Origin of the sequence: Yoonia ponticola, from assembly GCF_014199395.1 — a bacterium.
Classification (GTDB): Bacteria; Pseudomonadota; Alphaproteobacteria; order Rhodobacterales; family Rhodobacteraceae; genus Yoonia; species Yoonia ponticola.
Map to the genome: position 1 here is coordinate 120,328 of NZ_JACIJM010000009.1, position 26,641 is coordinate 146,968.

The window sequence follows — 26,641 nt, forward strand, 5'->3', positions numbered from 1 at the left end:
AACGGGAGTTATCATGGACATGCGTACACGGGTCGCAACAGCCCTGAAAGAAGCAATGAAAGCGAAAGATGCAGAGCGTCTGTCGACATTGCGTTTGATCAATGCTGCGATCAAAGACCGGGATATCGCATTGCGCGGCACCGAGGACGAAGCAAAAGGCTGTGGCGACACAGACGTGCTTGGTATCTTGGGGCGGATGGTCAAACAACGCCAAGAAAGCGCACGCGCCTATGAAGAGGGCGGGCGGCTTGAACTGGCTGAGAAAGAATTGGGCGAGATCAAAGTCATCGAAGACTTCTTGCCAAAACAACTGAGCGAAGACGAATCCGCGGCTGCCGTGGATGCCGCCATTGCCGAAGTGGGTGCGACGAGCATTCGCGACATGGGCAAGGTCATGGGCATTCTCAAAGGCAAATACACCGGACAGATGGATTTCGGTAAAGTTGGACCGCTGGTCAAAGACCGGTTGGGTTAAGCTATCGGGTCAAAGCGGGCGCTCATGTTTGCTTTGACCTTTTTTATGTGGCTTTGAGTGCGCGTTTTAGATCGTCATACAGTTCCAAACGTTCGCGTTCATCCAAAAAACTGCCGATTTCAACTTCGCGTGGCCCGCCGCGCATGGTGATGTAATTTGGGACCGGACCGCCTGTGGGATACAGGTGGACTGTGATCCAATAGCGGTTCGCCTCCCATGTTTGGTGTGATTTATCAGCGTTTTGGCGCATCAAGTTGGCGATATCACCTTTGACCGTTAGCACTTCTAAAACTTCACCGCGTTTATAGCTGACGTTGAGCGCGAACCAAATGCCCCACAATGCCAAGCCGAAAAACGGCAGCAATCCCCATAGTACCGCTGAACCGATCACCGCGAGCAAGGGCAGGGCGAACATCACGATTGTTCCACCGACAAAGATCACAAAATCTTTGCGGAGTAGGGACCGATAGGGCCACAGGCTGAGGCTCCAATCAGGTGATTTGTGCGGCGGCGGTGATGACCATTCGTAAGGCATGGTGGAAAACTAGCGCAGGCGAGGGGCGGGGAAAATATGATTTTTGCAGGACGGGTGTGGCTATTTGTCATGTGCATCCGGGCTGCGTGGTCAGGACACACATCTGTGAACGCGGAACCCGTGAAACGGCTCTAGCCATTTGGTTGCGGGCATGGAAAGTATAGGAAAATTCATCTTTTCGCAAAGGGTCACATCATGTCTCAATCATCTACTGAAAACCGTCGCATCGTCTTGGCCGAACGTCCGCAAGGTCTGCCGAATGACAGCACATTGCGCTTGGAAACCAGCGATATCCCGACAGCGGGCGATGGCGAAATGTTGTTGCGTACCAAATTCTTATCGCTCGATCCTTATATGCGTGGCCGTATGAATGACGCAAAATCCTATGCGACACCTGTCGAGATTGGCGGCGTGATGACGGGCCAAGTTGTGGCGGAAGTCGTGACATCGAATCTCGAAGGTTTCACCGAAGGCGATCTGGTTTTGGCTGGCTCTGGCTGGCAGGATTATGCGGTCTCTGACGGCACAAAGATCATTAACCTTGGTAAAGACCCTGCGAACCCGTCTTGGGCGCTGGGGATTTTGGGGATGCCGGGCTACACCGCTTATGCTGGTTTGCTGCGCATTGGTGATCCGAAACCGGGCGAGACTGTTGTCGTCGCTGCGGCTTCCGGCCCAGTTGGTGCGACTGTCGGGCAGATTGCCAAGATCAAAGGATGCCGCATTGTCGGTATCGCCGGTGGTGCTGAGAAATGCGCGCATGTCGTTGATAACCTTGGGTTTGATGCTTGTATCGATCACAAGGCGGATGACTTTGCAGAACAGCTAGCCGCTGCTTGTCCTGATGGGATCGACGTCTATTTCGAAAATGTCGGTGGCAAAGTTCTGTATGGCGTGCTGCCATTGTTGAACCCGTTTGCGCGGATGCCTGTGTGTGGTGTGGTGTCATGGTACAACATGCCAAACTTGCCAGAAGGCCCTGATATGGGTCCTGTTATCATGGGCACGCTGCTGCGTCAGAAGGTCAAAGTCGAAGGGTTCATTATCTTCGATAGCTTCCCTGCCAGCGTTTACGACGACTTCCGCCGCGATATGACCGAATGGCTGAAGGACGGAAAAGTGCAGTATAAAGAGCAGATTGTGGACGGTTTTGAAAACGCACCGGCGGCGCTGAATGATGTGCTGCTAGGGCGCAGCTTTGGCAAGGTTGTTGTTAAGGTTGATTAATACCGTCGAACGCAGCCTCTTGTCCTGATGGGCAGGGGCTGCGTGATATGCACGAACTAACCCGCCAAATTGGGAACATCCCCCGGTTTGGCGGTATAGGTTTCCAGCCCGAACTTTAGACCTTGGCCAATCCTATGGGCCAGCGCAGACCAGCTTTGCGCGGTGTCGTGGGGCAATTTTTCGGTCAGTACACTATCAAACAGCGGTAGCCAGATTGCGAAATGCGCAGGTTTGACGTTGCCCGCATCCATATGCGCCTGCATCGGATTGCCGTTGTAAGACCGTTCATGCAGCAGGGCGTTGCACCAAAACCCCATGATTTTGGTCTCGTGCTGCGGCCAGTTATCCACATGCGCCGCAAAGATGGGTCCCAAATCAGTGTCCTTGCGCACGCGGCTGTAGAATGTCGCCACCACATCGGCAATCTGGTCACGTGTGATCGGGAACCGTGGTGGAATACTCATGTGCTGCGCCTTGTGACCTGTATTTCAGATATGCGTTAACATGATCCTAAAGGCGTCCGTTGAAAATGTGCATTATGTCGCAACACTGGCAGGGCGTTGATCCCGAAATCTGACGCCGCGGCGATGTAAGTCCATTTTTAACGGTCCTGCGCCAATTTAACCCAGTTGTTTGCGGCCATCCTTTATTGCCCCTTAACGTACAACGCATTAGAACAGCACCAAATCCAAGGCCGTATTGCGACTCGCGGGATTGGGCACAGATAGAAAATCGAGGAGAGCCACATGGCAGACGCCGCCATCCACGGCCATGAACACGAAGACAACCGGAGTTTCTTTACCCGGTGGTTCATGTCTACAAACCACAAAGATATCGGTATCTTGTACCTGTTTGTTGCAGGTGCATTGGGTTTCGTGTCCGTATTGTTCACCGTCTACATGCGCCTCGAGCTGATGAATCCGGGCGTGCAATATATGTGCCTCGAAGGGGCACGATTTATTGCAGACTCGGCGTCTGAATGTACGCCAAACGGTCACCTTTGGAACGTGATGATCACGTATCACGGCGTTCTGATGATGTTCTTCGTGGTTATTCCGGCCCTGTTCGGTGGTTTCGGTAACTACTTTATGCCACTGCAGATCGGTGCGCCTGACATGGCGTTCCCACGTATGAACAACCTGTCTTTCTGGATGTTTGTTGCTGGTGCGTCCTTGGGTGTGGCATCTTTGCTGGCACCTGGTGGTAACGGTCAGCTTGGGTCTGGCGTTGGTTGGGTTCTGTACCCGCCGCTGTCCACCAACGAGGCCGGCATGTCGATGGACCTCGCGATCTTTGGTGTTCACCTGTCGGGTGCATCGTCGATCTTGGGTGCGATCAACATGATCACAACCTTCCTCAACATGCGCGCGCCGGGCATGACACTGCACAAAGTGCCGTTGTTTGCATGGTCGATCTTCGTCACGGCATGGTTAATTCTTCTGGCGCTTCCTGTGCTTGCTGGCGCGATCACAATGTTGCTGACAGACCGCAACTTTGACACCACGTTCTTCCAACCTGAAGGCGGCGGCGACCCGATCTTGTATCAGCACATCTTGTGGTTCTTTGGCCACCCAGAAGTGTATATCATCATCGTTCCCGGCTTTGGTATCGTGTCACACGTCATCGCGACCTTCTCGAAGAAGCCGATCTTTGGCTACCTGCCAATGGTTTACGCGATGGTTGCCATCGGCGCGCTGGGCTTTGTTGTGTGGGCACACCACATGTACACAGTCGGCATGTCGTTGACACAGCAGTCTTACTTCATGTTGGCCACGATGGTCATTGCGGTCCCAACAGGGGTGAAAATCTTCTCTTGGATCGCAACAATGTGGGGCGGTTCTGTCGAGTTTAAAACACCAATGATGTGGGCGCTGGGCTTCTTGTTCTTGTTCACAGTTGGTGGTGTGACTGGCATCGTGCTGTCACAGGCTGGCGTCGACCGTGCGTACCATGACACTTACTATGTGGTTGCTCACTTCCACTACGTGATGTCGCTGGGTGCTATCTTCTCGATCTTCGCGGGTATCTATTTCTACCTGCCGAAAATGTCGGGCCGGATGTATCCTGAATGGGCGGGTCACTTGCACTTCTGGATGATGTTCATCGGTGCAAACCTGACGTTTTTCCCACAGCACTTCTTGGGCCGGAACGGGATGCCACGTCGTTACATCGACTACCCTGACGCCTTTGCATTGTGGAACTACGTATCAAGCTGGGGCGCGTTCTTGTCCTTTGCGTCATTCGTGTTCTTCATCGGCGTGTTGTTCTACACATTGTTCAAAGGCAAGCGCGTCACTGTGAACAACCCATGGAACGAATATGCGGATACACTGGAATGGACACTGCCGTGCCCTCCACCAGAGCACACATTCGAGCAGCTGCCAAAGCAGTCTGACTGGGACAAGCAACATTCGCACTAAGCTGCGGTTGTAGAAATAACAGAGGCCCCGCCAGTGATGGTGGGGCCTTTTGCGTTGTAATAAGTGTTTCGGAAACGTGAAGGGTTTGGCGCGAAGTGTGTATGGTGGGCGCGACTGACACGTGTATTGAGAGAAGCGAACGTAACTGACTGTGTTTCGATTTGAAAAACGCACCGCCGCGCCACTTGGCGCAGGAAAGGCCCCAATGACCAAGACCAATCCGACTTTGCCACCAATGACGATCCAGACGCTTGGGCTGATGTTCATTGCTGGGTTCTTTGCGACAAACGCTTTCGACCTTTGGGGCCAGATGATTAGCCCCGCATTGGGGTTTGCGAACCTGTCACCGCATGGGCTAGCCAAAAGTCTGCTTGGAACCTTTGGTCTGCCGAATGGTGATTTCGCGGGGTATTTTGTGCACTTCTATCTGGTCGGGTTGATCGGCTACCCGATTGGCTGGTTGTTTGTCTTCCTGCCAATCTGGCAACGGGTTGTCGGTGACACCCATTGGTTCGTCCCGTCCGCGATCTACGGTTTCGGCCTGTGGGTATTCGCGATCGGCGGGATCACAGCGATCGCGGGCTTGCCATTCTTCTTGGGCTTTACCGGTATCACTTGGGTCGCCTTGGTCGGTCACGTCTTATATGGGATCGTTTTTGCCGCGGTTTTGCGTGTGATCAAGTAAGGGTGGTGCAGCGCGGGCAGGGCGCTATATCAGCTCGTTTGCCCGAACTGGTCCGCAAAGGTGCGCTGTAGCGCCACATCCACGTCGTCCATCGTCACAGGCAGCCCCAGATCGACCAGTGACGTGACGCCGTGATCGGTAATGCCGCAAGGCACGATACCGCTGAAATGTTCTAGGTCTGGTTCCACGTTGATCGACAACCCGTGAAAACTGACCCATTTGCGCAGACGTATCCCGAGGGCTGCGATCTTGTCTTCGGCCACAGTGCCGTCCGGCATCAACGGCTTTTCAGGGCGGGGCACCCAGACACCCACACGCCCGTCGCGGATTTCGCCTTGGACATTGAATTCTGCGAGGGCTGCAATCACCCAGCCTTCGAGTTGTTTGACGAATTTGCGCACGTCATGCCCGCGTTTCCCAACGTCGAGCATCACATAGGCTACGCGCTGTCCGGGGCCGTGGTAGGTGTATTCGCCGCCGCGTCGTGCGTCATAGACCGGAAATCGGTTTGGATCGATCAGATCAGCCGCTTTGGCTGACGTGCCGGACGTGTAAAGCGGGGGATGTTCGACGAGCCAGATCGCTTCGTTCTCGGTGCCAACTGCAATCGCGTTGGCCCGATTTTCCATGATGCGCAGGGCGTCAGGGTAGGGGGTCAGGCCCTTGGATGTGATCCAATCAACCATTGCTGCTGCGCTGAAGCAGACCCGCGTCGCGCACGGCGGCCATGTAACTGCGGCTGATCGGGCGGGTTTCTTCGTTGGATAGCACGGCGACGGCGCGGTCGTTTACCCGCTGAATGTCGACCACATGATCAAGGGCAACCCAATGCGAGCGGTGGATTTGAAGCCCTGCGGTATCGCCAACTTCTTTCATCGCATCAGACAAGCGGATCAGGGTCATGTCATGGCCGCGTGTGGTCGACACTTTGACGTAGTGATCTTCGGCGCTGAGCGAAATCAACGGGCCGCGTTTCCCGACGGCGATCCGGTCCATCAGCGGCGGCGGTGTCGTCTCATGCCTGCGTTGTACGAGATGCGTGCCCACATCGACGACGGCAGAAATCAGCGTGACCACCCACCATTCCGGTAGGGTTTTATGCGGATCGGCTGGATTAACTTCAAACACTAAGCTGTTCAGGCCCGCCATCAGGATGGTCACGCAAGTCCCGATGGTCAACGTACTACAGATGATCCGCAGCCAAACAGGCTGGTTGGCGAAAAGCTGTCGGTAAACCGAGCTGATCAGGAAGCCAACCGCGTAGGTCGTCGCAACCACGAACAGCCAATACAGCGTGCGCGGGGCAAGCGTGAGCATAGTAATCGTGTTGAACGGACCTGATATCCCAAGAATCAGCCCAAGGCTCACAATCGCGACAATTGTGTTTCGCTCGTTATATCGGTCGCGCAATTCACGCAGCGCAAATGGGATAACCTGTTGATCCACGTTGTATGTCGTCCATTCGCGCATCTGCTGTTGGGTCGTCAGCCCCGTTGGTGACTAAATGTCATAGTTTTCACCCAATGTCTCGGGGGTCTTTTATATGACGTTTGGTCCACTTCTTTTCGCGCCGTTTGCGATCCAAGTCCATGTGGTTTGCGCACTTGCTGCGATTGTCTTGGGACCGGTGACATTGTGGCGACGGTCGAGGGACATATGGCACCGCACAGCAGGATATATTTGGGTGATTGCGATGGCGATCACAGCGATTTCGTCGTTTTGGATTTCTGATACGCCGATGATCGGCCCCTTTGGCCCCATCCATGTATTGTCGGTGGTCACATTAACAGGGTTGCTACGTGGCATTAACGCCGCGCGTGCTGGCCGTACCACGGCACATCAACGTACCATGAAGAGCCTGTATTTCTGGGCGATGGGCGTGGCGGGCGTGTTCACGTTCCTGCCTGAACGGCGCATGAATGATGTGTTTTTCAGTGGTCATCCGCTGCTGGGGTTTATCGCTATGGCGGTGCTGATCGCGGGCGGATTGTGCCTGTATTGGATCACAGAGCGGCGGCGTGCAATTTAGTGGCGTTTGCCTCTTGGCATCGCGCAAACCCTCGTCTATATCCGCGCCACTACCTGACATGATTTGCGGTCGTGGCGGAATTGGTAGACGCGCAGCGTTGAGGTCGCTGTTCTGTAACAAGAGTGAGGGTTCGAGTCCCTCCGACCGCACCATATCCCACCGACATCGTTGACGATTTCCCTATTGGATCGCTGCTAGCAGTGCCCGACTTGGTGTGCAGGTTGCAGTCAGACCGTTTTGCGTCTGCCATGCCCCGATCGACCGTCGCGTTTTGTTGCCCACTAGTCCGTCTGCGCCGCCGACGTCGTAGCCTTGGCGTTCTAGCCGTTGTTGCAGTGTCGTGATGTCCGCGCGTGACAGGCGGTCAAGCGTCCCCCACGCCCCGCTAAAGCCGCCGCTGCCATATTTCATGCGGTCGCCGACGTGGCCTACGAAAAGCGCGTAGGCGTCGCTTTCATTGTAGGCTTTGAGCGCTGTGAAATTGGACGTCACGATGAACGCAGGCCCAAGACGTCCGGCGGGCATCAGCAAGAACCCGTTTTCGGAAATTTCGGGGCTGGGAAAGGCGTTACCGGAGACGCGGGTGATGCCCATTGCGGCCCAATCCTGGATTTTGCGGGCTTGGTCGGGGCCTTCATAGGCGCAGGATACGGTTTCCGGGACGGTGACTTCGAAGCCCCAATCGCGCCCTGCTTGCCAGCCGTGTTTCTGTAGGTACACGCCGATTGAGGCCAGCGTGTCCTCGGGCGATCCCCAAATATCGGCCCGACCATCGCCGTTTCCGTCGGCGGCGTACTGTAGGTAGTTTGACGGCATGAATTGCGGCTGGCCTAATGCGCCTGCCCAGCTGCTTTTCAACGCATTGCGTGTGGCGAAGCCGCGTTCGACCATTACTAAGGCCGCGATCAGTTCCGATGTGAAGTAGTCCGCGCGTGTACTCAGAAACCCTTTGGTGCTGAGAATTTGAAACGCGTCATGTGGAATTTGGGCGTTGCCAAAGCTGCTTTCGCGGCCCCAGATTGCGACGATGATCTGGGCGGGCACGCCTGTTTGTTGCTCGATGCGGCGCAATGTGTCCGCGTGGCGCGTCATCAGGCTGCGTCCGGTGTTGGCGTTGTTCGATAGTGCCCTTGCATCGAAATAGGCGGCGGGGGTCCGGAATTCGGCTTGGCGTTGGTTGGTGTCGGCAGGTTTGCCTGCGTAAACCAAATCGGGCAGGTCCCATTTGGGCGTGACGCCGGATAACGCGGCCTCAAACGTCGCACGGCTGACCCCATTTTGTTGTGCTATCGGCCAGATTGTGGTGCCGAGCCAGTCGTTAAATTGGGCCGTGATCGCGCCACGATCCTGCGCGTGTAGCGCGAGTGGTGTCAGCGCAAGGCACAGGGCCCACACGAAAAAGGTCACATATTTCACGGGTCAATCCTCTGTCGATACTGGCCTCTGCCGATACTGGGCTCAGTCTACAGGAAACAATGGCGCAGCAAAGACGCTTGGGCGCGGGTGCGTGGATTTTTGACCAGAGACCGCCGACCACGAACAATTTGAATGGAATGCGAGGCGTCGTTTAGGAAAAGCTTTGCGATGCAATGCGGTGGGCTTCACGAACTATTAGCTCTCGCAGGGTATATCTGGGCAACTTCGGAATGAATGGTGCCTAGGTTTATGGCGACGAACAATGGAATGTGGGGCGACAATACGGGTGTGGGCATGTCCGCCGCAGACCAGCAAAGCGCTGGTATTCCGTGTTTTACCCCCGGTGCGATGATTGCGACCCCACTGGGGGAGCGTGCGATCGAGACGTTACAGGTCGGCGATCAGGTCATGACGCGCGATCATGGGCTGCAAGATATTCGGTGGGTTGGGCAACGGGCAGTGGCTGCGCGGGACAAACTGGCCCCGATTTTGATCCAACCGGGAGTTGTAACAGGGCAGGAGATGCCGCTGTTGGTGTCGCCACAGCACCGTATGTTGTTCACGGGATATCGGGCAGAACTGTTGTTTGGCGAATCCGAGGTGCTGATTGCGGCGAAACATTTGTTGGATGGTCGTGATGTGATCCGCCAAGACGGGGGGCAAGTGACTTATATCCATGTGCTTTTTGACAGCCACGAGGTGATCTACGCAAACGGTGCTGCGACCGAAAGCTTTCACCCCGGTGACGAGGGAATCGCCGGCATCGACGATGCGGCACGCGCCGAACTTTTCACGATTTTTCCAGAGCTGCGGGCCGATATTTCGCGCTATGGGCAGACCGCGAGACGGTGTTTGCGTAAGCACGAAGCTGTGATGGTACGCATGTAAAAATACCCATTTAGCCTAAAGGTGATGGGTTTATAGGCGAAATGCCCAGAAGTTTATCGCAAACCAAGCATTTTTACCTTTCCGTAGCGTCGTTTCAGAACAACGGTTGCGGAATGTTGAGACTGATCTAAGGTAATGCTTGGACGGACGAAGATTCCGCCGGCTCTGGGGAGAAAAGATTGACTGCTACAGCTAGTGATGGTGCGTTTGTTGCTTTTGAGCGCGTTCAGAAAAGTTACGATGGGGAGAACCTCGTTGTTAAGGATCTGAACTTATCAATGCCAAAAGGCGAGTTTTTAACAATGCTTGGGCCATCGGGGTCAGGCAAAACGACTTGCCTTATGATGCTTGCTGGGTTTGAGACCGCGACGCACGGCGATATTTTACTCGATGGCGTTTCTATTAATAATATTCCGCCGCATAAGCGCGGCATCGGCATGGTTTTCCAAAACTACGCCTTATTCCCGCATATGACGGTTGCTGAAAACCTGTCGTTTCCGTTGGAAGTCCGCAAAATGGGCAAGTCCGACCGTGAAGCAAAGGTGAAGCGCGCGCTGGACATGGTTCAGATGGGCGACTTTGCGGGACGGCGTCCTGCGCAATTGTCGGGTGGCCAGCAGCAGCGGATCGCATTGTCGCGTGCGCTGGTGTTTGAACCGGAACTTGTGTTGATGGACGAACCGCTGGGTGCGTTGGACAAACAGTTGCGCGAAACGCTTCAGTTTGAGATCACAAATCTTGCACATTCTTTGGGTATTACAACGGTTTACGTGACGCACGACCAGACCGAAGCCCTGACAATGTCGGACCGCGTTGCGGTATTTGACGACGGACGTATTCAACAACTGGCCCCGCCAGATGAGTTGTACGAGAAACCGGAAAACAGTTTTGTTGCCCAATTTATTGGTGAAAACAACACGTTGGAAGGCGTTATTACCGAGATCAGAGGCAACACTTGCATTGTGAAGCTGGACAACGGTGACATCATTGATGCGGTGCCTGTGAACGTCAGCGCCGTGGGCGAACGGACCAAAGTGTCGATCCGTCCAGAACGCGTAGAATTTAACCGCGAGCGTCTGCACGAGGATGCGCATACGCTGAAAGCCGAAGTGCTTGAGTTCATCTACATGGGTGACATTTTCCGCACGCGGTTGCGGGTGGCTGGCCGTGACGACTTTGTCGTTAAAACACGGAACGCACCAGATCAGGAGCGCCTGAAACCAGGCCAAACAATCGAGATCGGCTGGCTGGCAGAAGACTGCCGCGCCCTCGACGCCTGATAAAGTTAAGGATCGGTAGCCGCTCGGACTACCGGTCTGCGATATTAAATCCGGGTAATCTAACGGGAGAATATATAATGAAAATGACAACCAAACTTATGGCGACGTCTGCTCTGGTGTTTGCACCTCTTGCGGCCGGTGCCCAAGATATGGCCGATGAGATGACAATCGTAAGCTGGGGTGGCGCGTATTCTGCGTCTCAACAAGCTGCATATCACGACCCCTACATGGAAAACACGGGCGTCACGATCATCAACGATGAATCCTCTGCCGAAGCCGTAGCCAAGCTGCGTGCCATGAACGAAGCGGGCAATGTGACGTGGGACGTTGTTGACGTTGTGGCATCCGACGCGATCCGTCTGTGCGACGAAGGTCTGGCGATGGAAATCGACGCGGACGAGCAGCTTGCTGATGGCGATGACGGCTCAAAAGCATCTGACGATTTCGGCGACTTGCTGGTGTCCGACTGCTTTATCCCGCAGATCGTTTATTCCACAACAGTGGGCTACCGCACCGATCTGGTTGGCGACACACCGCCAACGGACATCTGCGCGATCTTCGACACCGAAACTTACCCGGGTATGCGGTCACTTGAAAAGCGTCCAATCGGCAACCTAGAGTGGGCTTTGCTGTGTGACGGCGTCGCAAAAGAAGACATCTATGACGTTCTGGAAACACCAGAAGGCCAAGACCAAGCGTTCGCAAAACTCGACACTGTGAAAGATAGTGTTGTGTGGTGGACCGCTGGTGCTGACACGCCGCAGCTGCTTGCTGACGGCGAAGTGATCATGGGCTCGACTTACAACGGTCGTCTGTTCAGCTTGATTGTTGAGCAAGAGCAGCCTGTTGAAATGCTGTGGGACGCGCAGGTATTTGACCTTGACGGTTGGATCATTCCAGCAGGCCTGTCTGAAGAGCGTGAAGCGCGTGCGTTGGACTTTATCAAGTTCGCGACAGACACACAGCGTCTGGCCGATCAGGCGAAATACATCGCTTATGGTCCAGCACGTGCATCTTCTGCGCCACTGGTCAGCACACACGCGACACTGGGTATCGAAATGGCGCCACATATGCCAACCGATCCTGCAAACGCGACAAACACGTTCCTGTACAACTACGAATGGTGGGCCGATTACCGTGATGATCTGGATGCAAAATTCCAGGCTTGGTTGTCACAGTAAGTGATCTTTGGGGGTGCGGCCTATCGTGGCCGCACCCCTTTTTAAAAGACTTTGGGGGCTGAATGCCAAAAGGTTATATTATCGGTCATGTCACAGTGCATGACGCAGATGCCTATGCTGATTACGTCGCACGCAATACGCAGATTATGGCGCAGTTTGGCGGCAAACCGATTATCCGTGGTGGTCAATCCGAGACCCCGGAAGGCCCAAAGTTCACACGTCACGTGTGTTTCGAATATCCGGATTTTGCTGCTGCAAAGGCCGCTTATTACTCAGAAGAATATCAAGACGTTATGAAAATACGCATCGCAAATGCCGAGAGCATGATCGTCGTCGTAGAAGGGGCCGCATAAAATGGCTGAACAGGTTCTGGCCGCTGATGGCCGCCCTCTGAAAACATCGTTGAACCGCGCATTGCGCCGGCAGAAATTGCGGGCGCTGATGCTCATCGCACCGCTGTTGTTATTTATCCTGCTGTCCTTCGTAATGCCGATTGCGGATATGCTGTTCCGATCTGTCGAAAACCAGATCGTAGGCGAGACGCTCCCACGGACTGTGGTTGAGTTGAAAGACTGGGACGCGACCAGTGGCGCGGAACCCGATGCAGCCGTGTTCGAAGCGCTGGCTCGTGATCTGTCGATTGCCGTTGAAGAAAAAAGCCACACGCGGCTCGGTAGCCGTTTGAACTATGAATTGACTGGCATTTCGTCGCTGTTCCGTAAAACCGGACGTAGCGTTGACGAAGTTGGTGAAGCCGCACAAGACGCATTGGAAGCCCTCTCGCCCGCTTGGGCAGAACGGTCTGCATTTGGCGGATTGCTGGGGACTGCCCGTTGGACGGCTGATCTCGATGCATGGGACGGCGAAGGCACCGCACCTGCATTTGAAGCGCGACCAGAGATGGCCGCCGCATTGCCTGAAACAACACGTCTTTATACGTCATTTGCCAATATGGTAGGGGCCGAGGGCGACAATCCGTTGACTGAAAAACAATGGCCGATTGTGTCGCATGTTTTTGCCCAAGAAATCGTTACCGCAGAGACCCCAGACGGGTTGGATGCGTTCGGCCAAGCGGTATTTTCTGACGTCAAAGCAGCGATGGCTGCCACGACTTTGGACGATCCAAAGGCGATTTTCATTGACGTCGATGAAGACTGGGGCAGCACCGATGTCTGGCGCACGATCCAGACCTATAGTCCTGCCTATACCGATGGTTATTTCCTCAATTCTATTGACCGGCTCAAAGGCGCTGACGGATCAGAAGCGCGACCTGAAAACGAGCAAGTTTATGTCACGTTGTTTATCCGCACGATGATCATGTCGTTCACGATTACAGTCAGCTGTATCGTGCTGGGCTATCCGATTGCATGGTTGCTGGCGAACTTGCCTGCGCGCAAAGCGAATTTGTTGATGATCCTTGTTCTGCTGCCATTCTGGACGTCATTGCTGGTGCGGACATCGGCTTGGAAAGTGCTGTTGCAACAGCAAGGGGTGATCAACGATATCCTTGTTTGGATCGGCCTTGTGGCGGATGACAATCGATTACAACTGATTAATAACCAAACCGGTACGATCATCGCGATGACGCATATCCTGCTGCCGTTTATGATTTTGCCACTGTATTCGGTGATGAAAACCATCCCGCCGACCTATCTGCGGGCAGCGAAATCGCTGGGTGCAACCAACTGGACCGCGTTCTGGCGCGTGTATTTCCCGCAGTCTATTCCGGGCATTGGTGCGGGGTCGATCCTCGCGTTCATCCTGTCGATTGGTTACTACATCACGCCGGAAATCGTGGGCGGGACCAAGGGTGTCTTTATCTCAAACCGGATCGCTTATCACATCTCGACATCGCTGAACTGGGGCCTTGCGGCTGCACTTGGGGCGATCCTGCTCGCAATTGTGATGCTGTTCTACTACGCCTACGACAAGATCGTCGGCATCGATAACGTGAAATTGGGGGGCTAAAGCCATGTCAGGATTGCCAACATACGCGAGCCCCGGACAACGGGTTTGGTACTATTCATTTCGAGTGATCTGCGGGCTGATTTTCTTCTTCCTGATCGCACCGATCTTGGTCATCATTCCGTTGTCCTTCAACGCAGAGAACTTTTTCACCTTCACGCCAGAGATGCTGGCGCTTGATCCGGCTGGGTTCTCGACCAAACACTACGAGGATTTCTTTTCAAATTCCGACTGGCAGTTGGCCTTGCGGAATTCGTTGAAGATCGCACCGGTGGCGACGATTATTTCGGTGTCATTGGGTACATTGGCCGCGATTGGTTTGTCACAAAGCCACGTGCCATTCCGTCGTGCGATCATGGCAATCTTGATCTCGCCGATGATCGTGCCGCTGATCATTTCGGCGACTGGCATGTATTTCTTCTACTCAAACCCATACATCCCGATTCCGTTCTACGGCAAAGTTGAATTGCCTTTCACGCTGACGGGGACGTATATTGGTGTGGTCTTGGCGCATGCCGCTTTGGGCATTCCCTTTGTGATTATCACGGTTACGGCGACGCTGGTGGGCTTTGATAATTCCTTGACGCGGGCAGCCGCGAATATGGGGGCAGGGCCGGTGACAACGTTCTTCCGGATACAAATGCCGCTGATTTTGCCAGGCGTTGTGTCAGGTGGCCTGTTCGCATTCATCACGTCGTTTGACGAAGTTGTGGTGGTGTTGTTTGTCGGCTCTGCTGGCCAGAAAACCCTGCCATGGCAAATGTTTACGGGTCTGCGTGAACAAATCAGCCCGACAATCTTGGCCGTGGCAACAATCCTGATTGGGATTTCAATCCTGCTATTGATTGTGTTGGAAGTGCTGCGCCGCAGGTCCGAACGGCTGCGGGGCATGTCGCCTAGCTAAGATGTCGCCGGACTGAACTGATTGCATGATGTGTCGCCAAAGCGTTTGTTCAAAACGCTTTGGCGATTTTCTTTTGGGTTACGAATTTTTGTTTAAGCTCACGGCAGAATGGCGAGCCATACCCAGATGGTCACGATGCATAAAACGGTACTGAACAGCACCGCGGACGCCGCGACCCGCTTTGCTTTGCCGTACATATTCGCAAAGACGTAGGCATTGATCCCTGGCGCGACGGCTGATGTCAGGATCGCAGAACGGAACGCATCGGTGCTGAGATCAGTCCATTTGCCCAAGATCCAAACGATGCTCGGGTGCAAAATCAACGAGATCGCGACGACGAACATGATCGTCTTGAGATCACCTTCGGGGCGGTAGTGATAGAGCACGCCACCCAAGCCAAACAGCGCGGCAGGCACGGCAGTACGCGCGATCATGTCAATCGCATCGGTCAAGACGTTGGGCAATGTCGTGCCGCTGAGGTTAACTATAAACCCAAGCGTGACCCCGACGACGAGCGCATTGCTGAACATGGCCTTCAGGACTTTGCCGGGCAGGGACGCGAGGGATCCACCTTTGTTCCGGGCGATCTCCATCGCTGTGATGCCGATCAGGTAACAGCTGGGCGAATGGAACGCGATGATGGTGTAATTCGCTTCGAGTGCGCCGATCCCGTAGGCTCTTTCGGTGATCGGCAGGCCGAGCATCAAAGAGTTGGAAAACAGCCCGACAAAGCCGATTGCAACGCTGTCTTCCCAATCGCGTTTGAAGATGTAGCGTGCGCCAAGCAGCCCCACGGCAAAGCCCGCGATTGCACCAAAATAGAAGCTACCCAGTAGCGCTACGTCAAAATTCTGTTCGAGATCGAGCCGCGAAATGGCACTGAACAGCAGGCAGGGGATGGCGATGTTCTGCGTAAAGCGCATCACGCCGTCGACGTTTTGGTCGCTAAAGACGTTTCGCCAAACGGCAATGTAGCCAAAGGCGAGAACGAGGAATACAGGAAGGATGACGTTAATAAGTGCGCCCATGGCAGTGGCTTTCGATGTGTCGGAGCCTCCGGCGGGGATTGGGAAAAAGCCAAAGAAGCGGACGGTTGTGCCTTAAGTGATCGGCAACGTCAGTGTCAGGCCGTCGTAGGCCGGTTGGATATGGTCGGGTGTCTCAGCGGCCAAAGTCGCGTAGTCCAGATCGTTGTGCATGTTGGTTAACACGGCTTTGGTCGGTTTGATCGTGTCGATCCAGCCCAGTGTTTTGTCAAGGTGGGAATGGGTTGGATGTGGATCGCGGCGCAGTGCGTCGATGATCCACAGGTCGAGGTTTTGCAGATGCTGCCAGCTATCGTCTGGGAAATCGGCGACGTCTGGCACATAGGCGGCATCGCCAATACGGAACCCGTATGTGACCATAGCACCATGTTCGACTGGGATTGGAATGAACGGGATCGGCCCACCTGCGCCTGTGATTTCAAAGGGTTGTGAGACAACGTTCAAGTCGCTGATCGGCGGGTATGACGACCCTTCGGGCTGGACAAAGACGTAGCTGAACCGGTCGAGGATGGCGTCGCGGGTGTCAGGATCGGTGTAGACCTGCAAGCGTTGGCGCATGTTGTAGACGACCATCCGCAGGTCGTCGATGCCGTGCAGGTGGTCCGCGTGGGCGTGGGTGTAGACGACCGCATCAAAGCTGCCGACGCCCGCATCCAGCAGTTGCTGGCGCATGTCGGGCGTGGTGTCGATCAACACGCGGGTTGTGCCGTTTGGCCCCTCACGTGTCACCAAGAGCGAACAACGCAGCCGCCTGTTCTTTGGATTTTTCGGGTCGCAATTGCCCCAATCTCCGCCAGCCGTATCCGCCAGACGCGGCACGCCACCGGACGACCCGCAGCCTAGAATACGAAAGGTGAGTGTGTCGCTCATGCGCGCGCCTTGGTGAACAGACGGTCGAAATTGGCGGTTGTGGCTTTGGCGAAATCATCAAGCGATATGCCGAACACTTCGGCCCCTTTGGCGGCGGTGTGTGCCGTGTATGCGGGCTCGTTCCGGCGGCCACGGTGAGGCGGGGGCGCGAGATACGGGCTGTCGGTTTCGACCAGAATACGGTCCAGCGGGGCGGCGGCGAAAATGTCGCGCACCTCTTGGCTTTTGGGGAAGGTCGCGATGCCGGACATCGACAGGTAGAACCCCAGATCAAGGGCAGCGCGGCCCAATTCCGGTGAGCTAGAGAAGCAGTGCATCACACAATCATATGCGCCTTTGGCGTGTTCATCGGCCAAGATCCGCGCCATATCGTCATCGGCCCCACGTGCGTGGATGATCAGAGGTAGGCCCGTTTCGCGGGCGGCTATGATGTGAATGCGCAGACTTTCCTTTTGGATATCCGCACTTTCCAAGGTGTAATGGTAGTCGAGACCCGTTTCGCCGATGCCAACCATCTTAGGGTGTTGAGCGATTTTGACCAATTCATCGACGGTCGCCAATGGTTCTTCGGCGGCGGACATCGGGTGGGTGCCGCAGGCGTAGAAAACCGGATCGTGGGCTTCGGCTATCGCCCGCACGGCGGGTTCATTGCGCAGCCTTGTGCAGATCGACACCATCCGCGTCACACCTGCGTCAAGCGCCCGTTGGATCACCGCCGGACGCTCATCGTCAAAATCCGGAAAATCGAGGTGGCAATGGCTATCGACGAGGATGGGAAGGGTCATGTTCTGCCTTTAGCGGGCTGCAACGGCCCGTGCTGTCTCTTCTATCTTGAATACGATATCTAGGACCAAGGCGGCAGGGTCAAGGTTCACCGCCCGTCCATGTCTGATCCGCGCGGAAAGGTCCTGTTGCAATTGCGCCCAAGCGCGTGCGGCGCGGTCATCGGGGGACAGGCGCGCGAGCAATTCCGCCTCGCCTGGTGCGCCTTGTGTGCTAGGTGCGCCAAGCAATCCGGCACGGGCGGCGCGGGCTAAAAAGTGGTCGATCAGATCAAGCGTCAGCCCGTAGCGGATCACGTTCGCGACACCTGCGCAGGAGTTGGCCAGTGACAGCGCCATAGGGCGGTCGGCGTTGGGCAGTTTCTCGAGCGTGCGGATGATTTCTGCGTAACGCGGCAATCCGTCGTGGTTCAGCATCGCAATGGCGTCGCCTGCCGATCCGCCAGCAAGCACGGTTAATGCTTCGGTGGCGTCTGCAGGATGGCCCGCTTGGGATAGGGCTTGGCTTAGCGCATCTGGCCCTAATGGCGGGCAGCGTAGTTCGCGGCAGCGTGACCTGATCGTGGGCAAAAGCCGCGAGGGTTGGTGTGCGATCAGCAGTATCGTGGTGTTGGCTGGTGGTTCTTCCAACTCCTTCAGGATCGCGTTCGCGGCGTTGCGGTTCAATTCGTCCGCCGCGTCCACGATCACAACGCGCCTGCCGCCGTCGGTGGCGGACATGTGGAAAAACCCTTTGACGCCGCGCACGGCATCGACGGTGATTTCAGATTTCAGTTTTTTGGTTTTGTCGTCGTAAGGACGGCGCACAACGAACAAGCGTGGATGCGCGCCCGATTGTACGAGCCTTGCGTCTGGGTGTTCGGGGTCTACCTGCAATGATGTGGGCGGGGGCGGTGCGCCGAATAGCCCGTCGTCTTGCGGTTCTTCGGCCAACAAGAACGTCGCGATTTTCCAAGCGAGCGTGGCTTTGCCAACGCCGCGTGGTCCGGTAATCAGCCAACCAGAATGAAGGCGGCCGGAATTGTAGGCTTCGAGAAACGATGCTTCGGCACCGGATTGGCCAAAGAGGACTTCGGTTTCGCGCGGGTGCGGCGCACCTGCGATCCGGTCGGGTTCGGGGATGTCGTCGCTCATGTCCGTGCTGCGTATTGTGTGGCGATGTCCGCCGCGATGGCGTCCGGCGCACGGTTGCCGTCGATCAGCACGCAGCGTTCGGGAAAGGATTTTGCAAGCGACAAGAACCCGTGGCGCAAGGTTTCTTGAAACGGCAGGCCAAAATCTTCAAAACGGTCTTCGCCGGAATTACGGGCGAGGCCGCGTTTCAGTGCGATTTCGGGGTCCATGTCGATGATGAACGTCAGGTCCGGTTCGCGGCCAATCATCAACGCATGAAGCTGATCGACTTTGCCGCGCAGGTCGCCACGAGTCGCACCCTGATAGACACGAGTGCTATCGGCGAAACGGTCGGAGATGATGGTAGTGCCAGCCTTGAGGGCGGGTTCAATCGTCTTTTCCAGATGATCGCGACGCGATGCAGTGAATAGTAGGATTTCGGTTTCCGCCGACCAACGATCCGGTTCGCCCGTTAACACAAGGCTGCGAATTTCCTCGGCGCCGGGTGATCCGCCGGGTTCGCGGGTCAGGATCACGTCTTGGCCAGTCGCCTCGATTGCCGCTTTCAGTGTCTGCGATTGAGTCGATTTACCAGAGCCGTCGATGCCCTCGAAGGTGATGAAACGGCCAGTGGTCATCAATTAAGACTCGGTCGCTGGGATATCGGCGGCGGGGGCCTCAGCCGTGGGGCCGAATTTTTCCCACAACACGTCAGCCGCGACACGCAAACGGGTTTTGAAACCGCCCCGCAACACGGCACTTTCTGCAACCAAAGGCACGCGGTGCGCAGGCAATCCATCAAGCGAGATCACCAATTCGCCCAGCTCTTGGCCCGCAACGATTGGCGCCTCGAAGGGGCCTGTATAGATGACTTCGGCGTCCAAACCGTCTTGGTTCACGACGGGCACAAGCAGAGAAATATCGTCGGCGACAGTCAGGCCAACGGACGCTTTTTCACCCATCCACACATCGGCTTCTGCAATGCGTGTGCCGCCTTGCGCGACTTGTTTCTGCGCGAATTGGCGAAACGCCCAGTTGACGATTTTCTCGGCTTCTTCCGCGCGGGCTTGGGTGGTCTCAAGTCCGGTGATCACGAAAATGATCCGGCGGTCGCCTTGTTTTGCTGATCCGACAAGACCGTACCCTGCTTCTTGGGTGTGGCCGGTTTTCAAGCCGTCAGCCCCGATACCAAGGCTCAGGATCGGGTTGCGGTTCCGCGAATTGGATGGGACGCGGTTGTCGAATGCGAATTCGGTTTCCGAGAAGAGCGGATAGTAGGTCGGGTAGTCGGTGATCAATCGGTTCGCCAAAAGGCCCAGATCGCGCATCGACATGCGGTGTCCAGCAGCGGGCCAGCCGTTGGAATTGGCGAAGGTCGAATTGGTCATGCCCATGCGACGACCGCGTTCGGTCATTTGACGCGCAAAGCCTGCTTCGGTGCCGTCCAGTGACAGGGCCTCGGCCAGCACGGCGCTTGCGTCATTGCCCGATAGTACGATCACGCCGCGCAAAAGGTCTTCGACGCTGACGCGGTCGGTCGTATCAAGGAACATCGACGAGCCACCGTAAGCTGCGGCGTGGGTAGACACAGGTAGTTCTTCGTCGATACCCAAAATCCCATCGGCCACAGCTTCAAATGCCATGTAGATCGTCATCAGCTTGGACATCGATGCAGGCGGCAGTGGCTCGTCCGCGTTCTTGTCCAGCAAAACGGTGCCAGTGGTCTGGTCAATCACATAGGCGGCCGAGGCGCGTGTATCGAAGGTTTGCGCGCTCGCCGACATGCCCCACGTCAGGCTGACGATGATGGCAAGACCGGTACGAATGAACGGGATAGTCATCGGTGACAGCTCCGAATTGAGGGTTTAGTTGCTTACGAAATAAGCGTCAGCAAAGCCGAGCGCCTTGACTTTATCCAAGATCGCAGACCGGTCGGCGGAGGTCGGGGCAGGGCCCACAATCACGCGCCAGAATGGTTTGCCTTGGCTGTTTTGGGCCAATACGGACGCGGACATGCCGTCGTTTCGCAAGGATGCGGCGGTGTCATTTGCATTGGATTCAACGCTAAAGATACCGATCTGGATAAACGGTTTGTCGAGTGTTGATGTCGCTTGGGGTGCGGCGGCAACAGCCACAGGTGCTACAGCGATTGGCGTCGCAACAGGGGCCGCGGCTGCGGTTTCTGCGGCGGTCACAGCCGCGGCTGCACCTGCAATCGGATCATCATCCAGTGCTGTCGCCGCGATCCCAACAGGGGCGTCGAAATCGGTTGTTGCGGGCGGCGCTATTTCGACAGCTTCGCGGCGCAGGGCCACAACATTCAACATCGCAGGCGATCCGGCGAGCATGCCCAACTCTTGAGCCGCATCAGATGACACCTGAAGCTCAGGACCTGGATTGTCGCGTTCGCGGCGGAATAATGCACCGATCACAAACTTGCCGTTGGACTCGTTGCGGATGATCACGCGCTCTGGATCGGTCACATCAGGATGTGCGACCCAAACACCACCAAGCGACGGACGACCGTCCCACAGACCGCTTTCCGTTTTTTGGAAAATCTCTGGCGCTTCGATATCGCGCTCTTCGGTCGTGCCACCAAGAAGGGGCAGGGCTGCTTCGGTGCCGCTAGTCGCGGTGTCAGCTTCGCCAAAGCCCTCGCAAGCGGCCACTGTAAACAACAATGTCGCGACAAGACCGCTTTTCAGCCAAGTTTTTGAAATCAATACGGTTTTCATTGTGGATCGCCCCAAATTTGCCCAGTGATCGCGGTTTTTCCGAGACCTAATTTTGTTATCGCACGGGCCATACGACTGACCACCAGCACCATATAAAGCGAACAATAGCGACATGGCACTGATTTTGGAAGTCTTGAGACAAAATGATGCGCGGATTTCCACAGAGCTGATTTTCGTGTCGAAGGGTCTTTACCTCGTGAAATAATCGCCCTAAGAAGCCCACCAGCGGAGGCTTGGCAGAGTGGTCGAATGCACCGGTCTTGAAAACCGACGAGGGTGAAAGTCCTCCCAGGGTTCGAATCCCTGAGCCTCCGCCATCTTACAATTTTGTTCGATTGGATAAGGCCGCTTTGAACGGCTTTTTTCTTTTGTTTGCATAGGCTTGCGTGCATTTTTCGTTTGTCTTGAGTTTCGTTCAGTTACGTCTATATTCGTTCCTTGAGTGGTATGGAATGTGGTATGCGTTATGGCCCTATCTGGTAAGCTGACGAAAAAATTGGTCGAGAACCTGAACGCTGGGCGACACGGCGATGGCAACGGATTGTATCTCGTTGTTGACCCGTCAGGGGCGCGGCGTTGGATCGTTCGGGTGGTTGTCAAAGGGCAAAAGAATAAAAAAGGTGCGCCGCTGCGTACTGATTTTGGTCTCGGTGGTGCGGACATCGTTACGCTGAACCAAGCCAGAGAGCGCGCGCTCGAATATCGCCGGATGGCAAAGCAAGGCCTCAACCCTCGTTTCAACGCGCACAAAGAGGTGCCGACTTTTGAGGAGGTCGCGCAACAGGTCCACATTGACCGGATGCCAACCTGGAAAAACCAGAAGCACGGCCAGCAATGGATCAACACACTGCGTGATTATGCCTTTCCCAAAATTGGCCGAATGCCGATTGATAGCATTGATCAGCCTGAGGTGTTGATGTGCCTGTCTCCTATTTGGACAGAAAAGCACGAAACCGCGCGACGCCTGTCTCAGCGTATCAAGATCGTTTTAGACGTCGCAAAGTCCAAAGGATTGCGATCGGGCGAGAACCCAGTGACAGCAATCAAAGATGCGCAGGTCCTTCCGAAAGTAAAAGCAAAGCCAAAGCACCATATGGCAATGCGCTGGCAAGATGTGCCGGCCTTCTATGCTGACCTCACATCGCGCAATGCCATGTCAGCACGTGCACTTCGCTTTACCTGCCTGACCGGATCTCGCACCGGTGAGGTTCTTGGGGTGCGCTGGCCGGAAATCGACTTTGATGAACGGTTGTGGACCTGCCCTGCGGAGCGGATGAAAACCGGCGAGGTACACCGCGTGCCGCTAACCGATGAGATGCTGGCAATCATTGAGCCGTTGCAGGATCTCAAATCAGATTTTGTTTTTGAGGGACAAAAGCGCCACAAGCCAATGTCGAACATGTCGATGCTCATGTTGCTACGCAGAATGAATGTTGAAGGCGTGACTGTTCACGGGTTCCGGTCCACATTCCGCGATTGGGCGTCTGAAGTTGCGAACGCGCCCCGAGAGGTCGCTGAGATGAGCCTGTCGCATCGCGTCGGGTCAGATGTGGAGCGCGCTTATGCTCGGTCCGATTTATTAGCAAAAAGGAGAAAGCTCATGGAGCATTGGTCAGAATACGTGCGGTCAATCTCATCTGGTGGGACGGATTAATGCTTACGGTGTATATTGATGAATTGGACTTGACGATTCTCGAGTACTACCGTGCCGCACTCAGCGAGGACACATTTGATGGTCGCAAGAAAGCCATCTCTGATTTGGCCAAACAAGTGAAGCTCTGGGAACTCAAAGGTCTCATGAAAAATGATGAGTGGAAAAAAGAGATGCTGGAGGAAAAGCCGGAAAATTTGCTCCAAATGGCCTTAGACATCGCTGAGTGGAGTGATGGTGCGGTCGCTTTCACGCATGTTATTTCTCGGTTTGATAACGGGCAAAATCGGAAGCTTCGTATTGCGGACCAAATTGGATTGGAAATATGGCGATCCATCAAGGCGGGGAAGTTTCGCGGAGTTCATACTGTGATCGGAGTGTTAAACACCGTCCGCCATAAAACGCAAAAGCTGAAATTCAACGGCGGGCGCGACAAAAATGGGCTTCGAGAGAAGTGGAATACCTATCGCGGCGTTGTTCATTTCGGTATTGCGCGGGCATTTTGTAAAGAGAGAGGTTTAGATAACCACGCGTTGCTTGAGGTCGCAGAAGGCATACGGAGGCAGCTGTCCTCAAACTGTCCAAAAGGGACTTCCAAGCCCTATGTTGACGAAGGTGAGAAAATTTCTTTTGTATATAAATCAAGCACTTAGGGTCCCAGGTTTGCAGATCGGGGACTGCCGTTTGTCGTAATTATAGCCCCTTCATTCCGCTGCACTCAACGCAATGGAATGAAGGTCAGCAATGCCCAATATATTTAAAAACGAACGCAGCTATGTCTTAGGTGACCCAGAGCTTGCTTTGCTCGGCGACCGCGACAAGCTGGCACAATGGCGCCATAAAGGCGTAGGCCCTGCCTTTTACCGCCTTGGTCGCAAGATCGTTTATCGCGGTGTCGATCTTAATCAATGGGTGGAGGCGCAACGCGTCGATCCAGTTCGTGGAGCAGATTGATGGCGCGTTCTTCCCTTTACCCCGCTCTCGCAGCGTCGGATGTCAAATCTGACGATGTTCTTCCCTCTCGCATGGATACGCCCAAAAGCGCCGACGCTTCCGACGGGCGCAAAGCTACGTCGCGCGTTCAGCTGGATATGTTTCTTTCGGAAGCAGCGCCTGTCTCGATCGGCGATACTGCAGTCAAGAAACAAACTGCCCAGTGTGTTCGCTGCACTGAATGTTTTCTTTCAGATCGTGAAGTGGCGAAACGCTATGACATCTCGCGCGCGTCGGTTTGGCGCTGGTTGGCCAGTGAGCCAGCGTTTCCGGCGCCTGTCAAGCTGAGCGCGGGGACATCGCGCTGGAAGCTGAGCGACCTTATTCAGTTTGAAGCAAAGGCGCGTAAAGCCGAGCGCAAAAAGCGCTCAGCAACGACGTTGGGTGCAGACTAATGACGAAGTCCTACAAAAATGTGCACCTCAAGAAAGATCGCGTCTACTCGGTTGAACAGCTGATGGACGCATATTCTGTGACCGCGAATACGGTCTCGAACTGGGTTAAGGAAGGTTTGGTGACGTCCGATGCGCACCATCCCTACTTATTTCGGGGGGCGGTCGTCGTGGCGTTCCACAAGTCTCAACGCTTACTGAAAGCCCGCAAACTTTTGCCCTCACAGTTTCAATGCTGGACTTGCCAAGTGCCTGTAAAACCTGCGCCAGAAACCATCGCCAAAATCCGTGCCGAAAATGGCCGCCCGATGCTGCAGGCGCGTTGCCCCTCGTGTTTATCCAAGGTCCAAAAGATAACGACTGAGACTGATTGCGACAAGTTTCTGGATTGTCGCAATCCAAATACCCCCATGGACTGTTATCGCGAAGAAAAGACCCCATCACGTGGGGGTATTTGGATAAACGGGGGACCTCAAAGCCCGATTTACTCCTCTGAGAACGACCGTATCATTCATAAGTGGCAGGGGTATGCTGGGCGCTATGACGAAAAAACTGTTGTGAAGCATCTCGCAGCGATCCGGTATTTTGAACAATTTTTGTCGGGTAAGTCCTTTCGAACGCTACGTATCGACGATTTTACTGCTGTCCGTGATGATCTCAAGCGCCGTGCAAATGTCACTTCTGATGACGAGTTGTCGGCCTCTTCAATAAAGCACACAATCTCATACCTTGGCTTATTTTTTGATTGGTTGATCGGGCAAGAGGGGTTCCGACGGTTGCCTCGCGACTTTCGGGGCTACCTGGTTGTGCCCAAGGCGGTTATCGCGAAGTCAGCACAAACGAAACAGAAGGACTTCCCGAGCATTAAAGAAGCCGAACAGATTCTTCTGGGCATGCCCTCAGGTTCACTCACGGAAATGCGGTCACGTGCCATTTTTGCCTTGGCGTTTCTCGGGGCATTACGGGCTGACACGCTCGCGTCACTTCAGCTGCAACACGTTCAAATCGAGCAACGATTGATCATACAGGATGGCGGGGTATCTCGGACCAAGGGTGGCAAAAGCATCACCATTTTCTGGTTTCCGATCGCTAGAACGTTTGAGAAGATCGTTGTGGAATGGGTCGAGCGACTTCGGCAGTTGGGGTTCGGAGACGAAGATGCGTTGTTTCCAGACACAAAATGGCTGAAGCACAAAGCAGGTGTTACCCGTCAGATCCCAGTGATGACGACAACCCATGCCGTGTCGGATGCGTTCAAAGTGGCCTGTCGAGAACTCGCAGTGCCATATACGCCGCATGCTGCAAAACACACCATTGGAGCCGAACGCGACGTGCGTCCATTGACCCATCAAGAAAGGAAAGCATGGTCTCTGAACATGGGGCATGAAACAGAACAAATCACGGAACGCCATTACGGGACGATGCCTGAAGATCAGCGGTTTGAAGTCTTGGAAAATATCGGCACTTACGGCGCATCGGATGTTCCTCAGATGACTGATGAGGACAAGATCGCATTTTTTGATGCGGTGGTGGTGACCTGAGCCCCAAGTTTCCTCCAGCTTTGGGCGGATTCCTTGAGGTTAAATCTTTGGCGTTAGGCCGCCATCTTGTCCATTGCCTTTCTCTGCAAAAATTCCGCCGGGGTGAGGTTGCCCAATGCTGAATGTGGTCTGCGCCAGTTGTAATCCTCCTGCCATTCTTCAAGCGTGTTGCGGGCATCGTGCAATGTGCCAAATAGTGTTTCATTCAAACATTCGTCCCTGAGTTTGCCATTGAAGCTTTCGATAAAGCCGTTCTGTTGGGGCTTTCCTGGCGCGATGTAATGCCAATCGACGCCAGTATCCTGAACCCATTTAAGGATCGCCATACTTGTGAACTCGGTTCCGTAACACCTTCGGAATGACGCTTCTTAAGAGGCTATGACAGCCTGTGCAGCACTCATATAGCGCGGCAGGTGGCCATAGCCGTGCCTCAGGTCTCTACAGTGGTTTTGCACAAACCACCCTGCAAAGGAGACCGACTATGACCGAGACAAGTATTACACAGAACGCGAC

At 54.9% G+C, this 26,641-nt stretch carries 28 protein-coding genes, 2 tRNA genes and 1 pseudogene; 18 read left to right on the top strand and 13 right to left on the bottom strand.

Translation table 11 applies throughout. From position 1 onward, the window contains the following. Positions 1-13: 13 nt before the first annotated feature. A complete protein-coding gene (locus FHS72_RS14610) occupies positions 14-475 on the top strand; it encodes a GatB/YqeY domain-containing protein (protein ID WP_183530438.1) in 462 nt (153 codons plus the stop codon). Positions 476-518: 43 nt separating this feature from the next. Here FHS72_RS14610 and FHS72_RS14615 read toward each other — a convergent pair whose 3' ends face one another. Further along, positions 519-1,010 (bottom strand): DUF2244 domain-containing protein, encoded by a 492-nt coding sequence (locus FHS72_RS14615; RefSeq protein ID WP_183530439.1) that lies wholly within the window; start codon positions 1,008-1,010, stop codon positions 519-521. A gap of 195 nt (positions 1,011-1,205) precedes the next feature. On the opposite strand from FHS72_RS14615, the gene FHS72_RS14620 reads away from it, so the two are divergent. Further along, a complete protein-coding gene (locus FHS72_RS14620) occupies positions 1,206-2,237 on the top strand; it encodes an NADP-dependent oxidoreductase (RefSeq protein ID WP_183530440.1) in 1,032 nt (343 codons plus the stop codon). A gap of 56 nt (positions 2,238-2,293) precedes the next feature. Here the strand turns inward: FHS72_RS14620 and FHS72_RS14625 are convergent, their stop codons facing one another. Next, complete coding sequence (locus tag FHS72_RS14625) at positions 2,294-2,701, bottom strand: group III truncated hemoglobin (RefSeq protein ID WP_183530441.1); 408 nt, start codon at positions 2,699-2,701, stop codon at positions 2,294-2,296. A gap of 282 nt (positions 2,702-2,983) precedes the next feature. Here FHS72_RS14625 and ctaD point away from each other — a divergent pair, with 282 nt between their 5' ends. Continuing rightward, a complete protein-coding gene (ctaD, locus tag FHS72_RS14630) occupies positions 2,984-4,657 on the top strand; it encodes a cytochrome c oxidase subunit I (protein WP_183530442.1) in 1,674 nt (557 codons plus the stop codon). Between the two features lie 205 nt (positions 4,658-4,862). Continuing rightward, complete coding sequence (locus FHS72_RS14635) at positions 4,863-5,342, top strand: hypothetical protein (RefSeq protein ID WP_183530443.1); 480 nt, start codon at positions 4,863-4,865, stop codon at positions 5,340-5,342. Positions 5,343-5,371: 29 nt separating this feature from the next. On the opposite strand, the gene lipB is transcribed toward FHS72_RS14635, so the two are convergent. Beyond that, positions 5,372-6,028: a lipoyl(octanoyl) transferase LipB gene (gene lipB / locus FHS72_RS14640; RefSeq protein WP_183530444.1), complete on the bottom strand. Its 657-nt coding sequence runs from the start codon at positions 6,026-6,028 to the stop codon at positions 5,372-5,374. After that, positions 6,021-6,812 carry a LytTR family DNA-binding domain-containing protein gene (locus FHS72_RS14645; protein WP_183530445.1) on the bottom strand — a complete coding sequence of 264 codons (792 nt, stop codon included), beginning with the start codon at positions 6,810-6,812 and terminating at the stop codon, positions 6,021-6,023. Before FHS72_RS14645 ends, lipB begins: the two co-directional genes overlap by 8 nt. Before the next feature lie 73 nt (positions 6,813-6,885). Between FHS72_RS14645 and FHS72_RS14650 the strand changes: the two genes are divergently transcribed. Together FHS72_RS14650 and FHS72_RS14655 are read left to right on the top strand one after the other, a co-directional pair. Beyond that, the gene (locus FHS72_RS14650) at positions 6,886-7,371 is read left to right on the top strand and encodes a DUF2306 domain-containing protein (RefSeq protein ID WP_183530446.1); all 486 of its coding nucleotides are present in this window, start codon (positions 6,886-6,888) and stop codon (positions 7,369-7,371) included. Between the two features lie 65 nt (positions 7,372-7,436). Beyond that, positions 7,437-7,523 (top strand) — tRNA-Leu (locus FHS72_RS14655). 28 nt (positions 7,524-7,551) lie between these two features. Here the strand turns inward: FHS72_RS14655 and FHS72_RS14660 are convergent. Next, entirely contained in the window at positions 7,552-8,787 is a 1,236-nt protein-coding gene (locus FHS72_RS14660; RefSeq protein WP_183530447.1) for a lytic murein transglycosylase, read from the bottom strand. A 249-nt stretch (positions 8,788-9,036) separates the two neighbouring features. Here FHS72_RS14660 and FHS72_RS14665 point away from each other — a divergent pair, with 249 nt between their 5' ends. The 6 genes from FHS72_RS14665 (at position 9,037) to FHS72_RS14690 (ending at position 15,005) form a co-directional block, all read left to right on the top strand. Beyond that, positions 9,037-9,675, top strand: coding sequence for a Hint domain-containing protein (locus tag FHS72_RS14665; RefSeq protein ID WP_246414724.1), 639 nt, complete (start codon positions 9,037-9,039; stop codon positions 9,673-9,675). Between the two features lie 179 nt (positions 9,676-9,854). After that, positions 9,855-10,955: an ABC transporter ATP-binding protein gene (locus tag FHS72_RS14670; protein ID WP_183530449.1), complete on the top strand. Its 1,101-nt coding sequence runs from the start codon at positions 9,855-9,857 to the stop codon at positions 10,953-10,955. 77 nt (positions 10,956-11,032) lie between these two features. Next, a complete protein-coding gene (locus FHS72_RS14675) occupies positions 11,033-12,136 on the top strand; it encodes an extracellular solute-binding protein (protein ID WP_183530450.1) in 1,104 nt (367 codons plus the stop codon). Between the two features lie 62 nt (positions 12,137-12,198). Beyond that, positions 12,199-12,489 carry a DUF1330 domain-containing protein gene (locus FHS72_RS14680; protein WP_183530451.1) on the top strand — a complete coding sequence of 97 codons (291 nt, stop codon included), beginning with the start codon at positions 12,199-12,201 and terminating at the stop codon, positions 12,487-12,489. A gap of 1 nt (position 12,490) precedes the next feature. Further along, positions 12,491-14,104 (top strand): ABC transporter permease, encoded by a 1,614-nt coding sequence (locus FHS72_RS14685; RefSeq protein ID WP_183530452.1) that lies wholly within the window; start codon positions 12,491-12,493, stop codon positions 14,102-14,104. A 4-nt stretch (positions 14,105-14,108) separates the two neighbouring features. Further along, positions 14,109-15,005, top strand: a complete 897-nt coding sequence (locus FHS72_RS14690; protein ID WP_183530453.1) for an ABC transporter permease — start codon at positions 14,109-14,111, stop codon at positions 15,003-15,005. A 98-nt stretch (positions 15,006-15,103) separates the two neighbouring features. Here the strand turns inward: FHS72_RS14690 and FHS72_RS14695 are convergent, their stop codons facing one another. From FHS72_RS14695 to FHS72_RS14725, 7 genes are all read right to left on the bottom strand, one after another. Next, positions 15,104-16,033 (bottom strand): AEC family transporter, encoded by a 930-nt coding sequence (locus FHS72_RS14695; RefSeq protein ID WP_183530454.1) that lies wholly within the window; start codon positions 16,031-16,033, stop codon positions 15,104-15,106. 72 nt (positions 16,034-16,105) lie between these two features. Further along, positions 16,106-16,921 (bottom strand): MBL fold metallo-hydrolase, encoded by an 816-nt coding sequence (locus FHS72_RS14700; protein ID WP_183530455.1) that lies wholly within the window; start codon positions 16,919-16,921, stop codon positions 16,106-16,108. Continuing rightward, positions 16,918-17,706 carry a TatD family hydrolase gene (locus FHS72_RS14705; RefSeq protein ID WP_183530456.1) on the bottom strand — a complete coding sequence of 263 codons (789 nt, stop codon included), beginning with the start codon at positions 17,704-17,706 and terminating at the stop codon, positions 16,918-16,920. The genes FHS72_RS14700 and FHS72_RS14705 overlap by 4 nt, the downstream gene beginning before the upstream one ends. A gap of 9 nt (positions 17,707-17,715) precedes the next feature. After that, positions 17,716-18,837: a DNA polymerase III subunit delta' gene (locus tag FHS72_RS14710; protein WP_183530457.1), complete on the bottom strand. Its 1,122-nt coding sequence runs from the start codon at positions 18,835-18,837 to the stop codon at positions 17,716-17,718. Next, positions 18,834-19,454: a dTMP kinase gene (tmk, locus tag FHS72_RS14715; RefSeq protein ID WP_183530458.1), complete on the bottom strand. Its 621-nt coding sequence runs from the start codon at positions 19,452-19,454 to the stop codon at positions 18,834-18,836. The genes FHS72_RS14710 and tmk overlap by 4 nt, the downstream gene beginning before the upstream one ends. Positions 19,455-19,457: 3 nt before the next feature. Further along, positions 19,458-20,657, bottom strand: coding sequence for a D-alanyl-D-alanine carboxypeptidase family protein (locus FHS72_RS14720; protein ID WP_183530459.1), 1,200 nt, complete (start codon positions 20,655-20,657; stop codon positions 19,458-19,460). Positions 20,658-20,681: 24 nt separating this feature from the next. After that, the gene (locus FHS72_RS14725) at positions 20,682-21,551 is read right to left on the bottom strand and encodes an SPOR domain-containing protein (RefSeq protein WP_183530460.1); all 870 of its coding nucleotides are present in this window, start codon (positions 21,549-21,551) and stop codon (positions 20,682-20,684) included. Between the two features lie 227 nt (positions 21,552-21,778). On the opposite strand from FHS72_RS14725, the gene FHS72_RS14730 reads away from it, so the two are divergent. From FHS72_RS14730 to FHS72_RS14755, 6 genes are all read left to right on the top strand, one after another. Continuing rightward, positions 21,779-21,868, top strand: a tRNA-Ser gene (locus FHS72_RS14730). 149 nt (positions 21,869-22,017) lie between these two features. Further along, positions 22,018-23,205 carry a tyrosine-type recombinase/integrase gene (locus FHS72_RS14735; RefSeq protein WP_183530461.1) on the top strand — a complete coding sequence of 396 codons (1,188 nt, stop codon included), beginning with the start codon at positions 22,018-22,020 and terminating at the stop codon, positions 23,203-23,205. Further along, the gene (locus FHS72_RS14740) at positions 23,205-23,855 is read left to right on the top strand and encodes a hypothetical protein (RefSeq protein ID WP_183530462.1); all 651 of its coding nucleotides are present in this window, start codon (positions 23,205-23,207) and stop codon (positions 23,853-23,855) included. Before FHS72_RS14735 ends, FHS72_RS14740 begins: the two co-directional genes overlap by 1 nt. Positions 23,856-23,946: 91 nt before the next feature. After that, positions 23,947-24,156 carry a MerR family transcriptional regulator gene (locus FHS72_RS14745; RefSeq protein WP_183530463.1) on the top strand — a complete coding sequence of 70 codons (210 nt, stop codon included), beginning with the start codon at positions 23,947-23,949 and terminating at the stop codon, positions 24,154-24,156. Continuing rightward, positions 24,156-24,590, top strand: a complete 435-nt coding sequence (locus FHS72_RS18410; RefSeq protein WP_221235434.1) for a helix-turn-helix transcriptional regulator — start codon at positions 24,156-24,158, stop codon at positions 24,588-24,590. Before FHS72_RS14745 ends, FHS72_RS18410 begins: the two co-directional genes overlap by 1 nt. Further along, a complete protein-coding gene (locus FHS72_RS14755) occupies positions 24,590-26,128 on the top strand; it encodes a tyrosine-type recombinase/integrase (protein ID WP_183530464.1) in 1,539 nt (512 codons plus the stop codon). The genes FHS72_RS18410 and FHS72_RS14755 overlap by 1 nt, the downstream gene beginning before the upstream one ends. 53 nt (positions 26,129-26,181) lie before the next feature. Here the strand turns inward: FHS72_RS14755 and FHS72_RS14760 are convergent. After that, a pseudogene (locus FHS72_RS14760) lies at positions 26,182-26,472 on the bottom strand (integrase core domain-containing protein); the annotation flags it as partial. Between the last annotated feature and the right edge of the window lie 169 nt (positions 26,473-26,641).

Bases quoted from the DNA above. Each gene is read 5' to 3' on its own strand.
- FHS72_RS14610 (WP_183530438.1), top strand. From the start codon at position 14: ATGGACATGCGTACACGGGTCGCAACAGCCCTGAAAGAAGCAATGAAA.
- FHS72_RS14615 (WP_183530439.1), bottom strand. From the start codon at position 1,010: ATGCCTTACGAATGGTCATCACCGCCGCCGCACAAATCACCTGATTGG.
- FHS72_RS14620 (WP_183530440.1), top strand. From the start codon at position 1,206: ATGTCTCAATCATCTACTGAAAACCGTCGCATCGTCTTGGCCGAACGT.
- FHS72_RS14625 (WP_183530441.1), bottom strand. From the start codon at position 2,701: ATGAGTATTCCACCACGGTTCCCGATCACACGTGACCAGATTGCCGAT.
- ctaD (WP_183530442.1), top strand. From the start codon at position 2,984: ATGGCAGACGCCGCCATCCACGGCCATGAACACGAAGACAACCGGAGT.
- FHS72_RS14635 (WP_183530443.1), top strand. From the start codon at position 4,863: ATGACCAAGACCAATCCGACTTTGCCACCAATGACGATCCAGACGCTT.
- lipB (WP_183530444.1), bottom strand. From the start codon at position 6,028: ATGGTTGATTGGATCACATCCAAGGGCCTGACCCCCTACCCTGACGCC.
- FHS72_RS14645 (WP_183530445.1), bottom strand. From the start codon at position 6,812: ATGCGCGAATGGACGACATACAACGTGGATCAACAGGTTATCCCATTT.
- FHS72_RS14650 (WP_183530446.1), top strand. From the start codon at position 6,886: ATGACGTTTGGTCCACTTCTTTTCGCGCCGTTTGCGATCCAAGTCCAT.
- FHS72_RS14665 (WP_246414724.1), top strand. From the start codon at position 9,037: ATGGCGACGAACAATGGAATGTGGGGCGACAATACGGGTGTGGGCATG.
- FHS72_RS14675 (WP_183530450.1), top strand. From the start codon at position 11,033: ATGAAAATGACAACCAAACTTATGGCGACGTCTGCTCTGGTGTTTGCA.
- FHS72_RS14680 (WP_183530451.1), top strand. From the start codon at position 12,199: ATGCCAAAAGGTTATATTATCGGTCATGTCACAGTGCATGACGCAGAT.
- FHS72_RS14685 (WP_183530452.1), top strand. From the start codon at position 12,491: ATGGCTGAACAGGTTCTGGCCGCTGATGGCCGCCCTCTGAAAACATCG.
- FHS72_RS14690 (WP_183530453.1), top strand. From the start codon at position 14,109: ATGTCAGGATTGCCAACATACGCGAGCCCCGGACAACGGGTTTGGTAC.
- FHS72_RS14695 (WP_183530454.1), bottom strand. From the start codon at position 16,033: ATGGGCGCACTTATTAACGTCATCCTTCCTGTATTCCTCGTTCTCGCC.
- FHS72_RS14700 (WP_183530455.1), bottom strand. From the start codon at position 16,921: ATGAGCGACACACTCACCTTTCGTATTCTAGGCTGCGGGTCGTCCGGT.
- FHS72_RS14705 (WP_183530456.1), bottom strand. From the start codon at position 17,706: ATGACCCTTCCCATCCTCGTCGATAGCCATTGCCACCTCGATTTTCCG.
- FHS72_RS14710 (WP_183530457.1), bottom strand. From the start codon at position 18,837: ATGAGCGACGACATCCCCGAACCCGACCGGATCGCAGGTGCGCCGCAC.
- tmk (WP_183530458.1), bottom strand. From the start codon at position 19,454: ATGACCACTGGCCGTTTCATCACCTTCGAGGGCATCGACGGCTCTGGT.
- FHS72_RS14720 (WP_183530459.1), bottom strand. From the start codon at position 20,657: ATGACTATCCCGTTCATTCGTACCGGTCTTGCCATCATCGTCAGCCTG.
- FHS72_RS14725 (WP_183530460.1), bottom strand. From the start codon at position 21,551: ATGAAAACCGTATTGATTTCAAAAACTTGGCTGAAAAGCGGTCTTGTC.
- FHS72_RS14735 (WP_183530461.1), top strand. From the start codon at position 22,018: ATGGCCCTATCTGGTAAGCTGACGAAAAAATTGGTCGAGAACCTGAAC.
- FHS72_RS14740 (WP_183530462.1), top strand. From the start codon at position 23,205: ATGCTTACGGTGTATATTGATGAATTGGACTTGACGATTCTCGAGTAC.
- FHS72_RS14745 (WP_183530463.1), top strand. From the start codon at position 23,947: ATGCCCAATATATTTAAAAACGAACGCAGCTATGTCTTAGGTGACCCA.
- FHS72_RS18410 (WP_221235434.1), top strand. From the start codon at position 24,156: ATGGCGCGTTCTTCCCTTTACCCCGCTCTCGCAGCGTCGGATGTCAAA.
- FHS72_RS14755 (WP_183530464.1), top strand. From the start codon at position 24,590: ATGACGAAGTCCTACAAAAATGTGCACCTCAAGAAAGATCGCGTCTAC.